Raw genomic sequence first — 16,323 nt, 5'->3', positions numbered from 1 at the left:
CGCACCGACTCAGAAGTGGTGAGCGGCCGCGCCCGGTCGCTACCGTGCACGTGGAACGAGGTGATCATGAACCCCTACAAGACAGCAGCCATCGCCGTCGCCGCGGTCGTAGGCGTGTCCAGCGGAGCGTTCGCCGCGTTCAACCTCGACGGATCCGATCAGGTCGCCCCGCCGGTGGCGTCGGCATCGCCCTCGGCCACACCGGAAGGTGCCTCACCGACGCCCACCGAGTCCCCATCGAGCGCAGCACCCACCGAGGACCCCGACAAGGAGGCGAGCAGTGAAGCGACCTCCGAATCAGCCGGCGGGGACACCGACGGGGGCGGTACCGACAACGAGGATCCCGCCGGTGAGGGTACGAACGGGTCCGGCGACGGCGCGGGTTCCGGCTCGGACCACCTGTCGGTGCAGGTCGACAGCGCCGATCTGCTCGGTTCCGGCGACCCCGATGCCCAGCCGCTGCTGGTCACCGTCACTGTCTGCGTCGACTCCGTACCCTCCGGGGATTCCGACGGGCTGGTCGACGTCCGCAGCACCGACTTCTGGATCGATCAGACCGGCAACGATGCCCACTCCGGGCCCGCGCTCTCCACGAGCGAGCGCAATGGCGTCGGCGAGGGCGACACCTTCCCCGATCTGGTCTCCCTCTCCCAGGGCGAGTGCGCAACCGGTGATCTGGTGTTCATGTCCGGCCTGGATGTCGACTCGACGACCATGACCTTCAGCAATGACTACAGCGAACAGCTGACCTTCGACATCGCCACCGACTGAGCGATCCGGGCAGGGCGAGCGGGCAGGGCGATCCGGGCTGAGCGATCCGGGAGGGGATTCAGCCGGTCACCCGCAGCAACGGCTGGATCGCCTGCCGGGCGGCGTGAATCCGCGACTTCACGGTGCCCAGCGGGATGTCGAGCACCTCGCTGATCTCGGCGTAGTCGAGTTTCTGCACATCGCGCAGGACCAGCGGTTCGACATACTCGGGGTGTTCCACACCGATCGTCTCCAGCGCCTCCAACAGATCCAGCCGGCTGCCGGCGATCACGCTGGTGGTCCGCGGATCGGCCTGCAACGGGAACTCCGCGGTCGCCTTCTCCGCCGCCCGCCGCTTCAACGAGCGATAGGTCGCCCGGGCACTGTTCGAGGCGACCGTGTGCAGCCAGGTGGTGAACTTGCTCCGCCCACCGAAGGAATCCAGCTTGGTCGCCACCGCCAGCAAGGCGTCCTGCGCGGCCTCGTCGGCATCCTCGGGGTAGAGCAGGATCCGTCCGCAGATCTTGCGTACCCGCGGTTGGATCTGCGCCAGCAGCTCGTCCATCGCTGCCGAATCACCACCGCGCGCGGCAACGGCGAGCTCCTCCAGCTGGGCGGTTTCGTCAGTGCTGATGATCAAACTTCCTCTCCGGGCGCACGGTCGGCAACCGTGCTGGCAATATACGAAAGGTGTCCATGCCAGAACAGATCGGCCGCCTGCAGCGGCTCCGGCGCATCGGCGTCGGAGGTTTCGCCACGGTCTGGCTCTACCACGACCCCGACCTGGACTCACCGGTGGCGCTGAAGGCACTGGCCGACAACTGGGCCCAACGCGATGACGTCCGGGAGCGATTCCTGACCGAGGCACGGATCCTGCGGAAGGCGGAGAACGAACACATCGTCCGGGTCTACGACATCGGTGAGATCAACGAGGTTCCCTACTTCGTGATGACCTACGCCGACCGCGGTTCGGTGGCCGACCTGATCACTCCGGGCACCCCGGGTGATCCGAACCTGGTCGCGGAGCTGCTGTCACAGGCCGGACGCGGGTTGAGCTCCCTGCACCGCCACGGGATCATCCACCGCGACATCAAGCCGAACAACCTGCTGCTGCGGGCCGAGCCCGATGACGGTGTGCGCCTGCTGGTGGCCGACCTCGGTGTGGCGAAGGAGATGCTGCACGCCAGCGGATTGACCCAAGTGGTCGGCACCCCGGCCTTCATGGCACCCGAACAGGCCGGCGGGCTGGGGGTCGACCTTCGGGCCGATGTGCACGGGCTGGGAGCCGTGGCCTACACCATGCTGACCGGACAGTTCCTCCGCGAGGGCGGAGTCGAGGACCTGCTGGCCGGTGCGCCACCCACTCCCCCTTCGGCCTTCGCCGAATTGTCCGCCGACATCGACACCGTCATCCTCCGGGCGGTGGATCCGGACCCCGAACAGCGCTGGCCGGATGTCACGTCCTTCACCCAGGCCCTCGATGCGGCGGTCAATGCCCTCCGCGACCCCGATGACCGGGACACGGCGGTACGCGCCGCCATCCTGAACCAGCTCCGGTCACCGGACGAGCCCGCCGCGCCGGTCGCTGCCGGACTGCCGGTCACCGGGCCGTCGTCACGGACCCGGACCGCACCCGAGGACATGGTGTTGACCGCACCGATCGACGTGGCAGCGGTCGAGGCCCAGCAGGCCCCCACCCAACAACTCGCGCCGGCCGCCGACCGACCCGTGCTGCACGCATCGGCAGCAGCACTCCCCGTTGCCGAGCCGCCGCAACGACCCGAACCCGCGCAGGCGGAGGTACGGACCGCCGCATCGGCCGAATCCGCCCCGGCACCGGTACCGAAGACCGGTCCTTGGCCCACCATCGTGGCCGCGCTGCTCGTACTGGTAGTCACATTCGGCATCGGCTGGTTCGGGTTCACCTGGTTCTTCTGAGCTGGTTTGCAGCCCTACCCATTGGTCAGCATCCGCTGTATGGTCAGCACATGCTGACCATTGCCTCCCGGGTGGAGGTCATGAACCGACTCGGCCGGGCCATGGCGGACCCGATCCGCTCCCGAATCCTGCTGTCCCTGCTCGCCGAGCCGGGCTACCCGGCGAAGCTCGCCCGCGACCTGGAACTGACCCGCACGAACGTGTCGAACCACCTGTCCTGTCTGCGTGGCTGCGGCCTCGTCGTCGCCGAACCCGAGGGCCGGCAGACCCGGTACGAGATCGCCGACCCGCACCTCACCGCGGCACTGACCGCACTGGTGGATGTGACCCTGGCGGTCGACGAGAGCGCGCCCTGTCCGGACCCCGACTGCTCGATACCGGGGTGCTGCGCCGCGACCGAGGCCACCCGGTGAGCGCCACCCTCTCCACCGAGCGGACCACCACCTTGCGCCGACGGATCCGGATCGTCGTCGCCATCACGATCAGCTGGAATGTCGTCGAAGCGGTGGTCGCCCTCCTCGCCGGCCGGGCCGCCTCCTCGGCCGCGCTGATCGGCTTCGGCCTGGACTCCGTCGTCGAGGTGCTCTCGGCCGCAGCGGTCGCCTGGCAGTTCGCCGCACCCGATCCGCAGCGACGCGAAAAGGTCGCACTGCGGGTGATCGCGGTGTCCTTCTTCGGCCTCGCCGCCTATGTGTCGGTCGATGCCGTGCTCTCCCTGCTCGGCGTGCGGGACCCCGAACATTCGCCGGTGGGGATCGCGATCGCCGCACTCAGCCTGCTCGTGATGCCGTTCCTGTCCTGGTTCGAGCGTCGTACCGGACGCGAACTCGGCTCGGCCTCGGCCGTCGCCGACTCCAAGCAGACGCTGATCTGCACGTACCTGTCCGCGGCGTTGCTGGTGGGGTTGTTGCTGAACTCCCTGTTCGGCTGGGCCTGGGCCGACTCGGTCGCCGCGATCGTGATCGCTGCCTTCGCGCTCCGTGAGGGTATCGAGGCCTGGCGGGGCGACGCCTGTTGTGCCGCCCCGGTCGCCGTGCTCACCGGTGAACGCGGGACCGATGCCTGTACCGAAGATTGCTGCGCCCCCGTGGGTGAAGGCCCGGGGCGGGACCGATAGTCACACCCGTTACACAGAACGCGTTCAGTTAACGTGTTCAGGCACCTCGACCGAGGACGCATCCGCCACGGCCGAGGCGCTGTATGCGGCCTACGCCGGCACCTTGTTCGCCTGGGCGGCCCTCGGCCCACCCGATCCGAGCATGGACCACCTCGAGAACACCTTCGCGACAATCTGCACCTGCAAGGAGTGATCGTGTCGTTGACACCTGACCTGTGGTGGCCGCCGGCCGTTCTCGCGCTGGCACGGTTCGTCGACGCTGCGATGTCGTTGCACCCGCCGAAGTTCATCCGCGACTGCCTGTCGCCCCGGACTCACATCAACACCTCAAGCGCAGCCTCCTGCTTGTGAGCACGGAGCGTGCGCGCTAGCCTATTCGAAACAAACGCAACCTATTTGCGCCTACTGCAGATAAGGATTTGGACATGTCCGCGAACGAGACCCTCGCCCCGTCGACCCATTCAGCCGGCGACGAGCAGCAGCTCGGCCGCGTCTACGACATGCTCACCGCTGAGGAGGCCCTGAACCCACGGCCGCGGCACTACTTGGTGGGCGGAGCGGAAGACGACCCTGTTGAGCTTCCGCAGGAGGTCTATGAGGTGCTGCTGCACGTCGTGGACGCGATGCGCAAGGGCCTGTCCGTGACGGTTTCGCCGACTTCGCAGGTGCTGACCACTCAGCAGGCCGCCGATCTCCTGGGGATCAGCCGGCCCACCCTCATCAAGGCACTCGACGACGGGCAACTTCCCTATACACGCTCGGGCACGCACCGTCGGATCGCCCTGGCCGACGTGCTCGATTACCGCGAGAGGCGGCGACGGGCGCAGTACGCGGCCATCGACGCGCTCTCGGCCGACATCGACGAGATCAGCGACATCGAACAGACTCTGGCCGACCTGCGCCACGCCCGCAAGACGGTGGCCGAGCGCCGGGCGTCGAAAGCTCGTTGAACTGAGCTCGCCCTCGACCAAGCAGGCGACGTCCCAGGCAGCGATCTTCGGCCCCGCATTGGAGCAGTACGCACAGGTCGGGCTCTGACCGCGCAGCCGAAAGCCTTGCTCCCGACAAACGACGCAGGGCCCATCCAGCCAAGCTGGACAGGCCCTGCGTGTGAAACTTCAGACCTCCGAGAGCAGCGTGTCAGCGGCCTGTTCTCCGCGGTCTGATCAGCTCACCTACTGGCGAGCTGCCGAAGCACGTACTGCATGATGCCGCCGTTGCGGTAGTAGTCGGCCTCACCGGGGGTGTCGATCCGGACCACGGCATCGAACTCGATCGGCTCGGCGCCCTCCTTCGTCGCGGTCACCTTCACCGTCTTCGGGGTGCTCCCCTCGTTCAGCGCGGTGATGCCGGAGATGTCGAAGGTCTCCTCACCGCTCAGCCCCAGCGACTCGGCGTTCTCACCGGCCGGGAACTGCAGCGGCAGCACACCCATGCCGATCAGGTTGGACCGGTGGATCCGCTCGTAGGACTCGGTGATCACGGCCTTCACACCCAGCAGTGCAGTGCCCTTGGCGGCCCAGTCACGCGAGGAACCCGATCCGTACTCCTTGCCACCCAGCACGACCAGCGGAATGCCGGCCTCCTGGTAGCGCTCGGAGGCCTCGAACACAGTGGTGACCGGGCCGTCCTCGACGGTGAAGTCCCGGGTGACGCCACCCTCGGTGCCCGGAGCGAGCTGGTTGCGGAGCCGGATGTTGGCGAAGGTGCCACGGATCATGATCTCGTGGTTGCCGCGCCGCGACCCGTAGGAGTTGAAGTCCTTGCGCTCCACCCCGTGCTCGGACAGATACTTGCCGGCCGGGGAGTCGGCCTTGATCGCACCGGCCGGGGAGATGTGGTCGGTGGTCACCGAGTCGCCGAGCTTCAACAGCACCCGGGCACCGGAGATGTCGGCCACCGGCTCGGGCTTCTCGGGCATCCCCTCGAAGTACGGCGGACGACGCACATAGGTCGACTCGTCGTCCCACTCGAAGACCTTGCCCTCCGGGGTGGGCAGGTTCTGCCACTGCTCGTCACCGGCGAAGACGTCGGCGTACCCCTTGGTGAACATCTCGGCATTGATCGAGCTGGAGACGACCTCGTCGATCTGCGTCTGCGAGGGCCAGATGTCCTTCATGAACACATCGTTGCCGTCGGTGTCGGTGCCGAGCGGTTCGTTGAACAGGTCGATGTCCATGGTGCCGGCGATCGCGTAGGTGACCACCAGCGGCGGCGAGGCCAGGTAGTTCATCTTCACGTCGGGGTTGATCCGGCCCTCGAAGTTCCGGTTGCCCGAGAGCACCGAGGTGACGGCCAGATCGGCCTCGTTCACCGCGTCGCTGACCTCGCGGATCAACGGACCGGAGTTGCCGATGCAGGTGGTGCAGCCGTACCCGACGAGGTTGAAGCCCATCTTGTCCAGGTACGGGGTGAGGCCGGCCTTGTCGTAGTAGTCCATGACCACCTTCGAACCCGGCGCCAGGGTGGTCTTCACCCACGGCTTGCGATTCAGGCCCTTCTCGATGGCGTTCTTCGCCACCAGGGCGGCGGCCACCATCACACTCGGGTTGGAGGTGTTGGTGCAGGAGGTGATGGCGGCGATCGTCACCGCACCGTGGTCGAGTTCGAACTCGCTGCCGTCCTCCAGCTTCACCGGGGTCGGCTTGGTCGGCCGGTCCAGCGACTCCGAGGCGTGGTCGTACTCGACCGGTTTGGCCGACTCGTCGACCTCCTCCTCGCCAGGCTGGTTGTCGGTCGGATCGGAGGCAGGGAAGCTGCCGGCGACGTCACGGTCGTAACCGTTCAGGCGCTGGCCACCGTCGTCGTCGACATAGGTGTCGATGACCTCCCGGAAGGCTCCCTTGGAGTTGCTGAGCAGGATCCGGTCCTGCGGGCGCTTCGGGCCGGCGATGCTCGGTACGACGGTCGCCAGGTCCAGCTCCAGGTACTCGGAGTAGGCAGCCTCGACCTCCGGGTCGTGCCACAGCCCCTGCAGCTTGGAGTACTCCTCGACCAGGGCGATCTGGTCCTCGTCCCGACCGGTCAGACGCAGGTAGTCGGTGGTGTTGGAGTCGATCGGCCAGACCGCGATGGTGGAGCCGAACTCGGGGCTCATGTTGCCGATGGTGGCGCGGTTCGCCAGCGGCACCGCACCGACACCGGAGCCGTAGAACTCGACGAACTTGCCGACCACACCGTGCTGGCGGAGCATCTCGGTGATGGTCAGCACCAGGTCGGTGGCGGTGGCGCCGTCGGGCAGTTCACCGTGCAGCTTGAAGCCGACCACACGCGGGATCAGCATCGAGACCGGCTGACCCAACATGGCGGCCTCGGCCTCGATACCGCCGACACCCCAGCCGACGACGCCGAGGCCGTTGACCATGGTGGTGTGGGAGTCGGTGCCCACACAGGTGTCGGGGTAGGCCTGCAGCACACCGTCGACGGTCCGGGGGTAGATCACCTTGGCCAGGTTCTCGATGTTCACCTGGTGCACGATGCCGGTGCCGGGCGGGACCACCTTGAAGTCGTCGAAGGCCGTCTGACCCCAGCGCAGGAACTGGTACCGCTCGCGGTTGCGGCCGTACTCGATCTCCACGTTCTTCTCGAATGCATCGGGGCGACCGAAGACGTCGGCGATCACCGAGTGGTCGATCACCAGCTCAGCCGGGGAGAGCGGGTTCACCTTGGCCGGATCGCCACCGAGATCGGCGATCGCCTCACGCATGGTGGCCAGGTCGACGATGCAGGGTACGCCGGTGAAGTCCTGCATGACCACGCGGGCCGGGGTGAACTGGATCTCCTTGCTGGGCTCGGCAGTGGGATCCCAGGAGCCCAGCGCCCGGATGTCATCGGCGGTGATGTTGGCGCCGTCCTCGGTGCGGAGCAGATTCTCCAACAGCACCTTCAGGCTGTAGGGAAGCTTCTCCGATCCCTCGACCTTGTCCAGCCGGTAGATCTGATAGCTGGTGCCGTTGACCTCCAGCTGATCCTCGGCTCCGAAACTGTTCACGCTCATTGTGCACTCCCGGCTCGAAAACTCTCTTGATATCAAGATACCACGTTGATACAGGTACATCGTGCCGCAGCGCGCCCCGGCGCCGTTAGGAAGGAGACCCTCACTTCGGCCAACAGTTCCACAGGAGATGCAGCCGAATGGGCCCGATTGCTGCGATTGCTGCGGAACGGATCCGGCGGGAACCGGTTCGCCGGGCGACTCGTTGGTCAGGTCCGGGCCCGGACCGCAGCCCTGCACGGGCGCACAGGCCTCCGGTTCAGCCCGTCGGCGGCACCAGGATGGCCACCGACTCGATGTGATGGGTCTGCGGGAAGAGGTCGAACGCCCGCAGGCCCTGCAGCTGCCAGCCGGCGGCCGCGAAGTACCCCACATCACGACCCAGTGCTGCCGGATCGCAGGCCACCAGGGCGATCGCCCGGGGCCGCCGGGCGATCGACTGGTCGACCACCTTCTTCCCGGCGCCCTTGCGCGGCGGGTCGAGCACGATCAGGTCGGTACGTTTCGGCAGCCGCTGCAGTTCGCGACCGACATCGCCGACGCTGAAGCGGACCGATGCGCCATGGTCGGCGAGGTTTCTCCGGGCGAGGCCGATCGCCGTCCGGTCGTACTCGACCCCCCAGACCTGCACACCGTGATCGGCCAGCGCACCGGTGAACAGGCCCACCCCGCAGAACAGGTCGAAGGCCCGCTCCCCCGGCTGTGCGGCCAGACCGTCCAGCACCGCACCGACCAGGGTGTCGGCAGCCGCCGGATGCACCTGCCAGAAACCGTCGGCGGCCACCGTCCAGTGCCGGCCCGCGGCCTGCTCGGTGACCACCGGTACGCCGGTGGGCCCGGGTTCGATCCGCCGGTCGGGCTGCAGCTGCTCATCGACGCTGACGATCGCCTCGGCAGCAGCGATCGGGCAGCCGCCGGCCGGCAGCGCGACCAGGTCGTGGGAGCGGAAACGTCGCATCGCGAGTCGGCCGTCGGCATCGCGCCGGTAGCGCATCCGGGTACGCCACTCCCACCGCGGATCGACGCCTTCGACCTCGCCGTCCCAGGCCAGCCCGCCCAGGCGCTGCAGCTGTTCGCGTACCACCGCGGTCTTCCAGTCCAGCTGTCCGGCGGCCGACACATGCTGCAGATCACAGCCGCCACAACCACCCGGACCGGCGACCTCGCAACGCGGGCTGACCCGCTGCGCCGAGGCCTCCTCGACCTCGACGGCATCCCCCCGCCAGAACCGGTCCTGGCTGGTGTCGGTCAGTCGCACCCGTACCCGCTCCCCGGGAAGGGCGTGGCGGACGAAGATCACGCGTCCCTCGTACCGGACGATGCAGTGCCCGCCGTGGGCCACCGGGCCGACGGTGAGCGGCCCGATCACCTCCGCGCGGGTGCTCGATCGGGTCACGGGGCCGGTGCTCACCGGCCCAGCGTATGCGCTCGACTCACTCCTTCGGCCCGCCGACCGGAGTCCCGGGCCGCTGGTCGGGTGTGCGCGCGGGCCCGAGCCCGGTGTCACCGGATCCGCCCGCACCGCGATAGGTGACGGTGTAACCACGCTCCATCCGGCGGCGGCGTGAGCTGCTCGACTCCAACAGGTACGGCACCGAGGTCACCATCACCCCGGGACTGAACAGCAGCCGCGCCCGGAGGAAGAAGGCCGTCTGGTTGTGCAGCACCCGCTCCCACCAGTGACCGACCACGTACTCCGGGATGTAGACGTTCACCACATCCCGCGGACTCGCACTGCGGACACTGCGGACATAGGCGAGCACCGGATTGACCATCTCCCGGAACGGCGAGGCGATCACCTTCAACGGCATGCCCAGATCGGCTGCCTCCCATTGCTCCACCAGTTGCTGGGTCTCCGCCCGATCCAGGTCGACGGTGATGGCCTCCAGTTTGTTCGGCCGCGACGCCTTGGCGAAGGCCAGTGCCCGTACCGTCGGCTTGTTCACCTTCGCGACCAGCACCAGCGCATACACCCGCGACGGCAGCAGCCGCTCGTCCTCGGAGGTGATGGCCAGCTCCTCGGCGGTGTTGGAGTAGTGACGGCTGATCGCCTTCATCAGCGCGAAGACGCAGAGCATCGCCAGGATCGCGATCCACGCGCCATGGGTGAACTTGGAAATCAACACCACGCAGAGCACGGTGGCGGTGCAGCCGAACCCGATGCTGCTGATCACCCGGCCCCGGAGGTGGTACCGGCGCTGCTCGGCGCTCAGCTCCGATGATCGGAGTTCGCGGTTCCAGTGCCGGATCATGCCCAACTGGCTGAGCGTGAAGGAGACGAAGACACCCACCACGTAGAGCTGGATCAGCGCGGTCACACTGGCGTCGAAGGCGATCACCAGACCGATCGCCACGATCGCCAGGGCGACGATCCCGTTGCTGTAGGCCAAGCGGTCCCCGCGGGTGTGCAACTGCCGGGGCAGGTAACCGTCCTTGGCCAGGATCGACCCGAGCACCGGGAATCCGTTGAAGGCGGTGTTCGCGGCCAGGAACAGGATCACCATGGTGGCGGCGATGACGAAGTAGAAGGCGGGCCGGAAGTCGGCGAAGACGGCCTCGGCCAGCTGCGCGATCGCGGTATGGGCGGTGAACTCGATCGGCTGCCCGTTGCGGACGAAGGTCGCCTCGTCGGGGTCGATCACCTTCAGCCCGGTCAGGTTGGCCAGGGCGATCACACCCAGCATCATCGAGATCGCGACCAGCCCGAGCAGCCCCAAGGTGGTCGCGGCATTGCGCGACTTCGGCTTGCGGAATGCCGGTACGCCGTTGGAGATGGCCTCCACCCCGGTCAGTGCCGCACAACCGGACGAGAACGCGCGCATCAGCAGCACGACCATCGCCAGACCGGTCATCGCCCCGCCGTCGTCCAGTCCGGCCACCTGCAGCTCGGAGGTCTCGGTCTGCAGGTCGTGGCCGAACCCGAGGATCCGGACCAGGCCGACGACCACCATCCCGACCACCGCCACCATGAAGGCATAGGTGGGGATGGCGAACAACGTTCCCGACTCCCGCGCCCCCCGCAGGTTCACCGCCATCAGCAGTGCGATCAAGGTGGCTGCCGCGATCGCCTCATGCCCGGCCAGCCAGGGAAAGATCGCCCGCGCGTTCTGCACCCCCGAGGAGACCGAGACGGCCACGGTCAGCACATAGTCGACCAGCAGCGCCGAACCGACGCCCAACCCGGCGTTGCGACCCAGGTTCGCCGAGGCGACCTCGTAGTCACCGCCGCCGGAGGGATAGGCACGGACGTTCTGCCGGTAGGAGGCGATCACCACCAACATGACGAAGGCCACGGCGATCGCCACCGGCCAGGAGAAGGTCATCCCGACCATCCCGGCCAGGGCAAGGGTGAGCAGGATCTCGTCGGGGGCATAGGCGACCGAGCTCAACGCATCGGAGGCGAAGACCGGCAGGGCGATCCGTTTGGGAAGCAGGGTCTGGGTCAACTGGTCACTCGACAGCTTGCGGCCGATCAGCAGTCGCTTGCCCAGCGCGGACAGGTTCACGAGTGGGCAGCCTAAACCCGAAAGCTGTCACTGTCAGGGTCCTCCGGATGAGGTCTGGGGAGTTTCACCGCCCTCGTATGCAACTCGACGGCACAGGTCTGCCGCGGCCCGGTCGGAATCGAGGTGCCGGTAGCGGGTCGGAGAGGTACGCCTCGGTGGACATCGCCGGTTCGGCGGGCGACGATGGCGCGGTGCACATCGTCATCATGGGCTGCGGACGGGTCGGCGCCGGACTGGCCAAGGATCTGGTCAGACGCGGCCACTCCGTGTCGATCATCGATGTCGACGCCGATGCCTTCCGGCGGCTGGGCGACGACTTCAGCGGTACGACGGTGAAGGGCGTCGGATTCGACCAGCAGGTCCTGCGCGATGCCGGGATCGAATCCGCCGACGGTTTCGCAGCAGTCTCCAACGGTGACAACTCCAACATCATCGCCGCCCGGGTGGTCCGGGAGGTCTTCGACATCCCGAACGTGGTCGCCCGGATCTATGACCCGGGGCGGGCGCAGATCTACGAACGCCTCGGCATCCCCACGGTTCCGACCGTCCGCTGGACCTCCGACCAGATCCTTCGCCGGCTGCTGCCGGAGGGATCGGAGCCGGTGTGGCGGGATCCGACCGGATCGGTGAAGTTGATGCAGGTGCACTGCGATCCCCGGTGGGTCGGTCGCAGCATCGCCACGATGGAATCGGCTGCCGGCTGTCGGGTGCCGTTCGTCCGGCGGGTCGGCTCGGCCTTCGTACCGGACCGTTCGACGAAGTTCCAGGACGGTGACCTGATCTATGTCGCCATCGCCAAGGACCGGGTGAGCGAGGTCGAGTCGGTCCTCGGCGATGCCCCGCCGCCGGCCTGAGCCCGGCGCCCGTGCGCCGAGGCCCGAGACACTGACTGAGAATCCGAGGGAGCTGTCGTGAAAGTGATCATTGCCGGTGCCGGCAACGTCGGTCGTTCGATCGCCACCGAACTGATCGAGCACGGCCACCAGGTGGTCCTGCTGGAGAAGGATCCGAAGGCGTTCAAGACCGACACGGTGCCGAAGGCCACCTGGTTGCTGGCCGATGCCTGTGAGGTGTCGTCGCTGGAGGCGGCCGGGCTCGAGGAATGCGATGTGTCGATCGCTGCCACCGGTGACGACAAGGCCAACCTGGTCCACTCGCTGCTGGCCAAGACCGAGTTCAGCGTCCCGCGTACCGTCGGCCGCGTGAACCACCCGAAGAACGAGTGGCTGTTCAGCGACTCCTGGGGTGTCGATGTGGCCGTCTCCACCCCGCGAATGCTCTCGGCGCTGGTGGAGGAGGCGGTCTCGGTCGGCGACCTGGTCCGGTTGTTCACCTTCCGGCAGTCGAACACCGATCTGGTGGAGATGACCCTGCCCGGTGACAGTCCCTGCGTGGGCCGCCGGATCGGCGATCTGCGGTGGCCCGCCGATGCGGTCCTGGTGGCGGTGATCCGCGACGCCCGGGCAATGGCCCCCGAAGCGGACGGTGCGTTGGAGGGCGGTGACGAACTTCTCTTCGTGACTCCCCCGGAGGGCGAGCGCGAACTCGCGGCCATGTTGGCGCCGAAGCAGGCTGCGTCGGGGGCGGCGGAGCCGGCCGGGGACGACTGAGCCGGATCCGGTCACCGAACCCGATCGGGGCTCTCGTCCGGATCAGGTCAGTTCGGGGTGTTGATGATCTCGTAGGACGGGTTGTAGATCACCCGGGAGGTTCCGCAACAGCTCATCCGCCCGGTCGCCCGCAGCGCCGTACCGGCGGTGATTCCGCGGATCTCCCGACGGCCCATCCAGATCAGTTTCACCTGCCCCGACCCGTCGTCGAGGTCAGCCTCCACCCGGACCACATCCTTCGGTGGCACGGTCAGCGCAGTGATCGTCCCGCTCACCGATACCAGGGCGCGATCCTGACACTGCTGGACCGGTGTCGCACCGGCCTTCTCCGCCGCGAGCTGGCGTTCGTCGGCCAGGAGTTGGTCATTGCTGGCGGTCAACCGCCGCATCCAGCGTGCCAGCGTACCCGGCCCGCTCGTGCTGCCCATGTGCAGTCATCTCCATCATCGAGGTCCGTTGTCGAAGCTGCTGCCCCGGCGCCGAACGGGAAGTTGATCCCTCTGATCATGACGCCCGCAACCGGTCCCGGCAAGCCCCACACCCGGGGGCGCCGAGACCCTACGGACACCAGGCCGGTCGAGATCTGCCCGATCGGCCACTGCCCTCACCGATCACAACACCGGCGAGGCAGGACTCATTCCGACCGGGGCGAGTCCGGGGTCGACGTGGGTGCGCCATCGGCCGAATCGGGTGCTGATGCGGCCGGGCCGGGTGATGATGCGGCCGGACCGCGCTGCTGCACACCTTCGGGCAGGCTCATCGCCAGTACCTCACCCGCGCGCTGCGGTCCCTCACCGCGGCGGACGATCACGTCCCGGAAGGCGTCGAAGAACGGAGCCACCGGATCGGCTTCGAGATCCTCGGCCAGGGCTGCACGCCCGTAGAGCACGCCGCGAAGGGCCCACCGGGGACCTTGTGCCATCCAGGTACGACTCGGCTGGACCCCTTGCTCCCCCTTCGGCCCCTTGGCCGGCAGCAGACGCCGCAGCTCGGTCCCGAACGGGCCCTCGACCAGCTTGACCGAGCCGCCGGCACGCTCGGTCTCCTCGATCAGCTTCGTGCGGACATCTGCCCACATCCCGCCGGAGTTGGGCGCGGCGAACACCGACAGTTCGAGGGCCGAGTCGTCCTTGGCGATCAGTACCGAGACCACCTTGCGGGTGTTCTCCAGCACGTTCAACCGCAGTTCGGCACCCTTGAACGGGGTGATGATCAACGACCCGAGATCGATCCGTTCGACCGGGTCGTCGGTCAGATCGACCTCGTCGATGTCGAACGGCCCCTCGTCCCGGAAGTCGCCTTGATCCAGCTCGGCCCAGACCCGGTCGGCCTCCTCGGCCGCGGACTCCTCATCGGATTCCTCGTCGGTCCCCTCAGTGGACTCCTCGTCGGAGACGTCGTCGGCACCAGCGGCCTCCCCGTCGGAGTCCTCGGACCCGGCGCCCGGCAAGGCGTTCTCGGTGTCCTCACCGTCCCGGTCGTCGAGACCCTTCGCCGAAGTCGCGGTGTCGGCGGTCTCGTCCTCGTCGCGGACATCGGCCGCGAGGTCCGTACCCGCGGTCTCCTCGGACTTGTCCGCCTTCCGCTTCCTGCCAAAGATCATGCGTCCTCCTGCTCGATTGCCGCCCAGCCGGCGACGCCGCCGGTCGAGCCGTAGCCCCCGTCGCCGCGTACCGACGGGTCCAGTTCCTCAGTGACGACGAAGTCGGCTCGCCCCACTCGTTGCAGCACCAGCTGGGCGATCCGGTCGCCGCGGCTGATGGTGATGGCATTGCTCGAATCGGTGTTCAGCAGACACACCTTGATCTCACCGCGATACCCGGCATCGATGGTGCCCGGTGCATTCACCACGGTCAGCCCGTGCCGGGCCGCGAGACCGGAGCGGGGATGGACGAAACCGGCCCAGCCGGCCGGGATCGACAAGGCGATCCCGGTGCCGACGACGGCCCGCTCACCGGGCGCCAGTTCCAGGTCACTGGTGCTGATCAGATCGGCGCCGGCGTCGAACGGCTGTGCGTAGGTCGGTACGGCGGCCTCCGGGTCGAGCACACGGATCCCGACCTCGACCACTTCCTCTGCTGATGCCACGGCTGCCACCCTAGCCACCGGAGACGTCGTCGGCAGAACCGACCACCGCCGTCCGTGTCTCGACCAATGCCTTGGCGACCTTGATCGAATCGCGACATCCCACGAGCCAGTACGGATGCGGGTCGGCGGGGTCGCGTACCTCGATCTCGACCGCCTCGGTCAACCACGGCCGGACCGCCAACCAGGCGGTGGCCTTCGCCTCCGGGCCCAGCCGACGCTTCGCCTGGGCGGCGTCCAGCGCCCTGATCTCACCGACATAGGGCCATTCCAACGTGCTGCGCCCCACCTGCACACCGGTGTCACCGACCGCGATCGTGGTCCGCCCCCACCACGCCAGACCGAGGCACAGCAGGATTCCCGTGACCACCGCCACGACGGCGGCGGCGCCAGGGGGGATGACGATCAACACTGCGATCACGAAGGTGGCCCAGATGCCGTACCCGATTCCCCACCACCACCAGGGAAGGGACTGCCGTTCGATCCGTCGCGTGGTTGTCACCGGTGCGGTCTGCAACTCTGTCTGCTCCTTCCGAGCGCGTCGGCCTCGGCCGCGATGCGCATCGGGTGGTCCGGGGTCCTAGGATGAGTGCTCGAGCGGTAACAATACGTTGCCGGTCCCGAAATGAATGGAGTGCGACCGTATGGAACCTTCGAAGGCGATCTTCTGGAAGCTCTACGCCGGTGTCATCGGCGCGGCGACGACCTTCGCCGCCCAGAAGGCCGTCACCGGTCTCTGGAAGACGGTCACCGGTGAGGAGCCGCCGGCTGCCGGCGATCCGGACGCACCGTTGACCCAGTCGATCATCTGGGCCCTGTCCAGCGCCGTCGGCATCGGCCTCACCCAGCTGTTGATCAACCGCTTCACCGCGCGGCGCTGGCGTTCGCTGATGGGCGACGACACGGCGCCGAAGGTGAACAAGATCAAGTTCAACATCTGACGCCGCGCCGGCTCACCCGCTGTCCGGGTGCGGCACCTCAGCCGGCGCAGTCGACGCAGTAGGTCGCATCGCCCTTCTGCTCGGCGAGCTGGCTGCGGTGCCGCACCAGGAAGCACCCGGCGCAGGTGAACTCGTCGGACTGCCGGGGCAGCACCCGTACCGTCAGTTCCTCATGGGAGAGATCGGCTCCGGGGAGCTCGAAGGCTTCGGCCGCCTCGACCTCGTCCTCGTCGACCTTCCCCGAATTCTTGTCGTTGCGGCGAGTCTTCAACTCCTCGATGGAGTCCTCGCTCATCTCCTCGTCGCTCTTGCGCGGCGCGTCATAGTCGGTCGCCATGTCTCAGCCCTTCCACCTCAAAGATCAATCAGCGTGGTCCAAACG

At 67.6% G+C, this 16,323-nt stretch carries 17 protein-coding genes; 8 read left to right on the top strand and 9 right to left on the bottom strand.

The genetic code is table 11. The features are described from left to right. Positions 1-66 precede the first annotated feature (66 nt). Positions 67-771, top strand: coding sequence for a hypothetical protein (locus CLV29_RS04245; RefSeq protein WP_133753789.1), 705 nt, complete (start codon positions 67-69; stop codon positions 769-771). Positions 772-829: 58 nt separating this feature from the next. Here CLV29_RS04245 and CLV29_RS04240 read toward each other — a convergent pair whose 3' ends face one another. Continuing rightward, complete coding sequence (locus tag CLV29_RS04240) at positions 830-1,390, bottom strand: RNA polymerase sigma factor (protein WP_243831716.1); 561 nt, start codon at positions 1,388-1,390, stop codon at positions 830-832. A gap of 56 nt (positions 1,391-1,446) precedes the next feature. Here CLV29_RS04240 and CLV29_RS04235 point away from each other — a divergent pair, with 56 nt between their 5' ends. From CLV29_RS04235 to CLV29_RS04220, 4 genes are all read left to right on the top strand, one after another. Further along, the gene (locus CLV29_RS04235; protein WP_133753788.1) at positions 1,447-2,688 is read left to right on the top strand and encodes a serine/threonine-protein kinase; all 1,242 of its coding nucleotides are present in this window, start codon (positions 1,447-1,449) and stop codon (positions 2,686-2,688) included. Between the two features lie 50 nt (positions 2,689-2,738). Beyond that, positions 2,739-3,101 carry a Cd(II)/Pb(II)-sensing metalloregulatory transcriptional regulator CmtR gene (cmtR, locus tag CLV29_RS04230; protein WP_133753787.1) on the top strand — a complete coding sequence of 121 codons (363 nt, stop codon included), beginning with the start codon at positions 2,739-2,741 and terminating at the stop codon, positions 3,099-3,101. Then, a complete protein-coding gene (locus CLV29_RS04225) occupies positions 3,098-3,805 on the top strand; it encodes a cation efflux transmembrane domain-containing protein (protein ID WP_133753786.1) in 708 nt (235 codons plus the stop codon). Before cmtR ends, CLV29_RS04225 begins: the two co-directional genes overlap by 4 nt. A 425-nt stretch (positions 3,806-4,230) precedes the next feature. Next, complete coding sequence (locus CLV29_RS04220) at positions 4,231-4,755, top strand: helix-turn-helix domain-containing protein (protein ID WP_133753785.1); 525 nt, start codon at positions 4,231-4,233, stop codon at positions 4,753-4,755. A 221-nt stretch (positions 4,756-4,976) separates the two neighbouring features. Here CLV29_RS04220 and CLV29_RS04215 read toward each other — a convergent pair whose 3' ends face one another. The 3 genes from CLV29_RS04215 to CLV29_RS04205 all read right to left on the bottom strand — a co-directional run bounded on the left by CLV29_RS04215 (position 4,977) and on the right by CLV29_RS04205 (position 11,305). Beyond that, a complete protein-coding gene (locus tag CLV29_RS04215; RefSeq protein ID WP_133753784.1) occupies positions 4,977-7,802 on the bottom strand; it encodes an aconitate hydratase in 2,826 nt (941 codons plus the stop codon). A gap of 256 nt (positions 7,803-8,058) precedes the next feature. After that, on the bottom strand, positions 8,059-9,210 hold the full coding sequence (locus CLV29_RS04210; protein WP_243831715.1) for a class I SAM-dependent RNA methyltransferase: 1,152 nt from the start codon (positions 9,208-9,210) through the stop codon (positions 8,059-8,061). A gap of 22 nt (positions 9,211-9,232) precedes the next feature. Continuing rightward, positions 9,233-11,305: an APC family permease gene (locus tag CLV29_RS04205; protein ID WP_133753783.1), complete on the bottom strand. Its 2,073-nt coding sequence runs from the start codon at positions 11,303-11,305 to the stop codon at positions 9,233-9,235. 206 nt (positions 11,306-11,511) lie between these two features. Between CLV29_RS04205 and CLV29_RS04200 the strand changes: the two genes are divergently transcribed. Together CLV29_RS04200 and CLV29_RS04195 are read left to right on the top strand one after the other, a co-directional pair. Then, a complete protein-coding gene (locus tag CLV29_RS04200) occupies positions 11,512-12,159 on the top strand; it encodes a potassium channel family protein (protein ID WP_243831864.1) in 648 nt (215 codons plus the stop codon). A 57-nt stretch (positions 12,160-12,216) separates the two neighbouring features. Beyond that, complete coding sequence (locus CLV29_RS04195; RefSeq protein WP_133753782.1) at positions 12,217-12,915, top strand: potassium channel family protein; 699 nt, start codon at positions 12,217-12,219, stop codon at positions 12,913-12,915. A 47-nt stretch (positions 12,916-12,962) separates the two neighbouring features. On the opposite strand, the gene CLV29_RS04190 is transcribed toward CLV29_RS04195, so the two are convergent. The 4 genes from CLV29_RS04190 to CLV29_RS04175 all read right to left on the bottom strand — a co-directional run bounded on the left by CLV29_RS04190 (position 12,963) and on the right by CLV29_RS04175 (position 15,502). Next, a complete protein-coding gene (locus tag CLV29_RS04190) occupies positions 12,963-13,343 on the bottom strand; it encodes an OB-fold nucleic acid binding domain-containing protein (protein ID WP_133753781.1) in 381 nt (126 codons plus the stop codon). A 206-nt stretch (positions 13,344-13,549) separates the two neighbouring features. Further along, entirely contained in the window at positions 13,550-14,518 is a 969-nt protein-coding gene (locus CLV29_RS04185) for a DUF3710 domain-containing protein (RefSeq protein WP_133753780.1), read from the bottom strand. After that, on the bottom strand, positions 14,515-15,003 hold the full coding sequence (dut, locus tag CLV29_RS04180; RefSeq protein ID WP_243831714.1) for a dUTP diphosphatase: 489 nt from the start codon (positions 15,001-15,003) through the stop codon (positions 14,515-14,517). The genes CLV29_RS04185 and dut overlap by 4 nt, the downstream gene beginning before the upstream one ends. Positions 15,004-15,013: 10 nt before the next feature. Further along, the gene (locus CLV29_RS04175; RefSeq protein ID WP_166649122.1) at positions 15,014-15,502 is read right to left on the bottom strand and encodes a DUF3093 domain-containing protein; all 489 of its coding nucleotides are present in this window, start codon (positions 15,500-15,502) and stop codon (positions 15,014-15,016) included. Positions 15,503-15,644: 142 nt separating this feature from the next. Here CLV29_RS04175 and CLV29_RS04170 point away from each other — a divergent pair, with 142 nt between their 5' ends. Then, complete coding sequence (locus tag CLV29_RS04170; RefSeq protein WP_133753778.1) at positions 15,645-15,941, top strand: DUF4235 domain-containing protein; 297 nt, start codon at positions 15,645-15,647, stop codon at positions 15,939-15,941. Positions 15,942-15,978: 37 nt separating this feature from the next. Here the strand turns inward: CLV29_RS04170 and CLV29_RS04165 are convergent, their stop codons facing one another. Beyond that, positions 15,979-16,278 carry a DUF4193 domain-containing protein gene (locus CLV29_RS04165; RefSeq protein WP_133753777.1) on the bottom strand — a complete coding sequence of 100 codons (300 nt, stop codon included), beginning with the start codon at positions 16,276-16,278 and terminating at the stop codon, positions 15,979-15,981. Positions 16,279-16,323 lie beyond the last annotated feature (45 nt).

This window comes from Naumannella halotolerans (assembly GCF_004364645.1).
Taxonomy (GTDB): Bacteria; Actinomycetota; Actinomycetes; order Propionibacteriales; family Propionibacteriaceae; genus Naumannella; species Naumannella halotolerans.
This window is presented reverse-complemented; position numbering and strand designations above follow the sequence as displayed.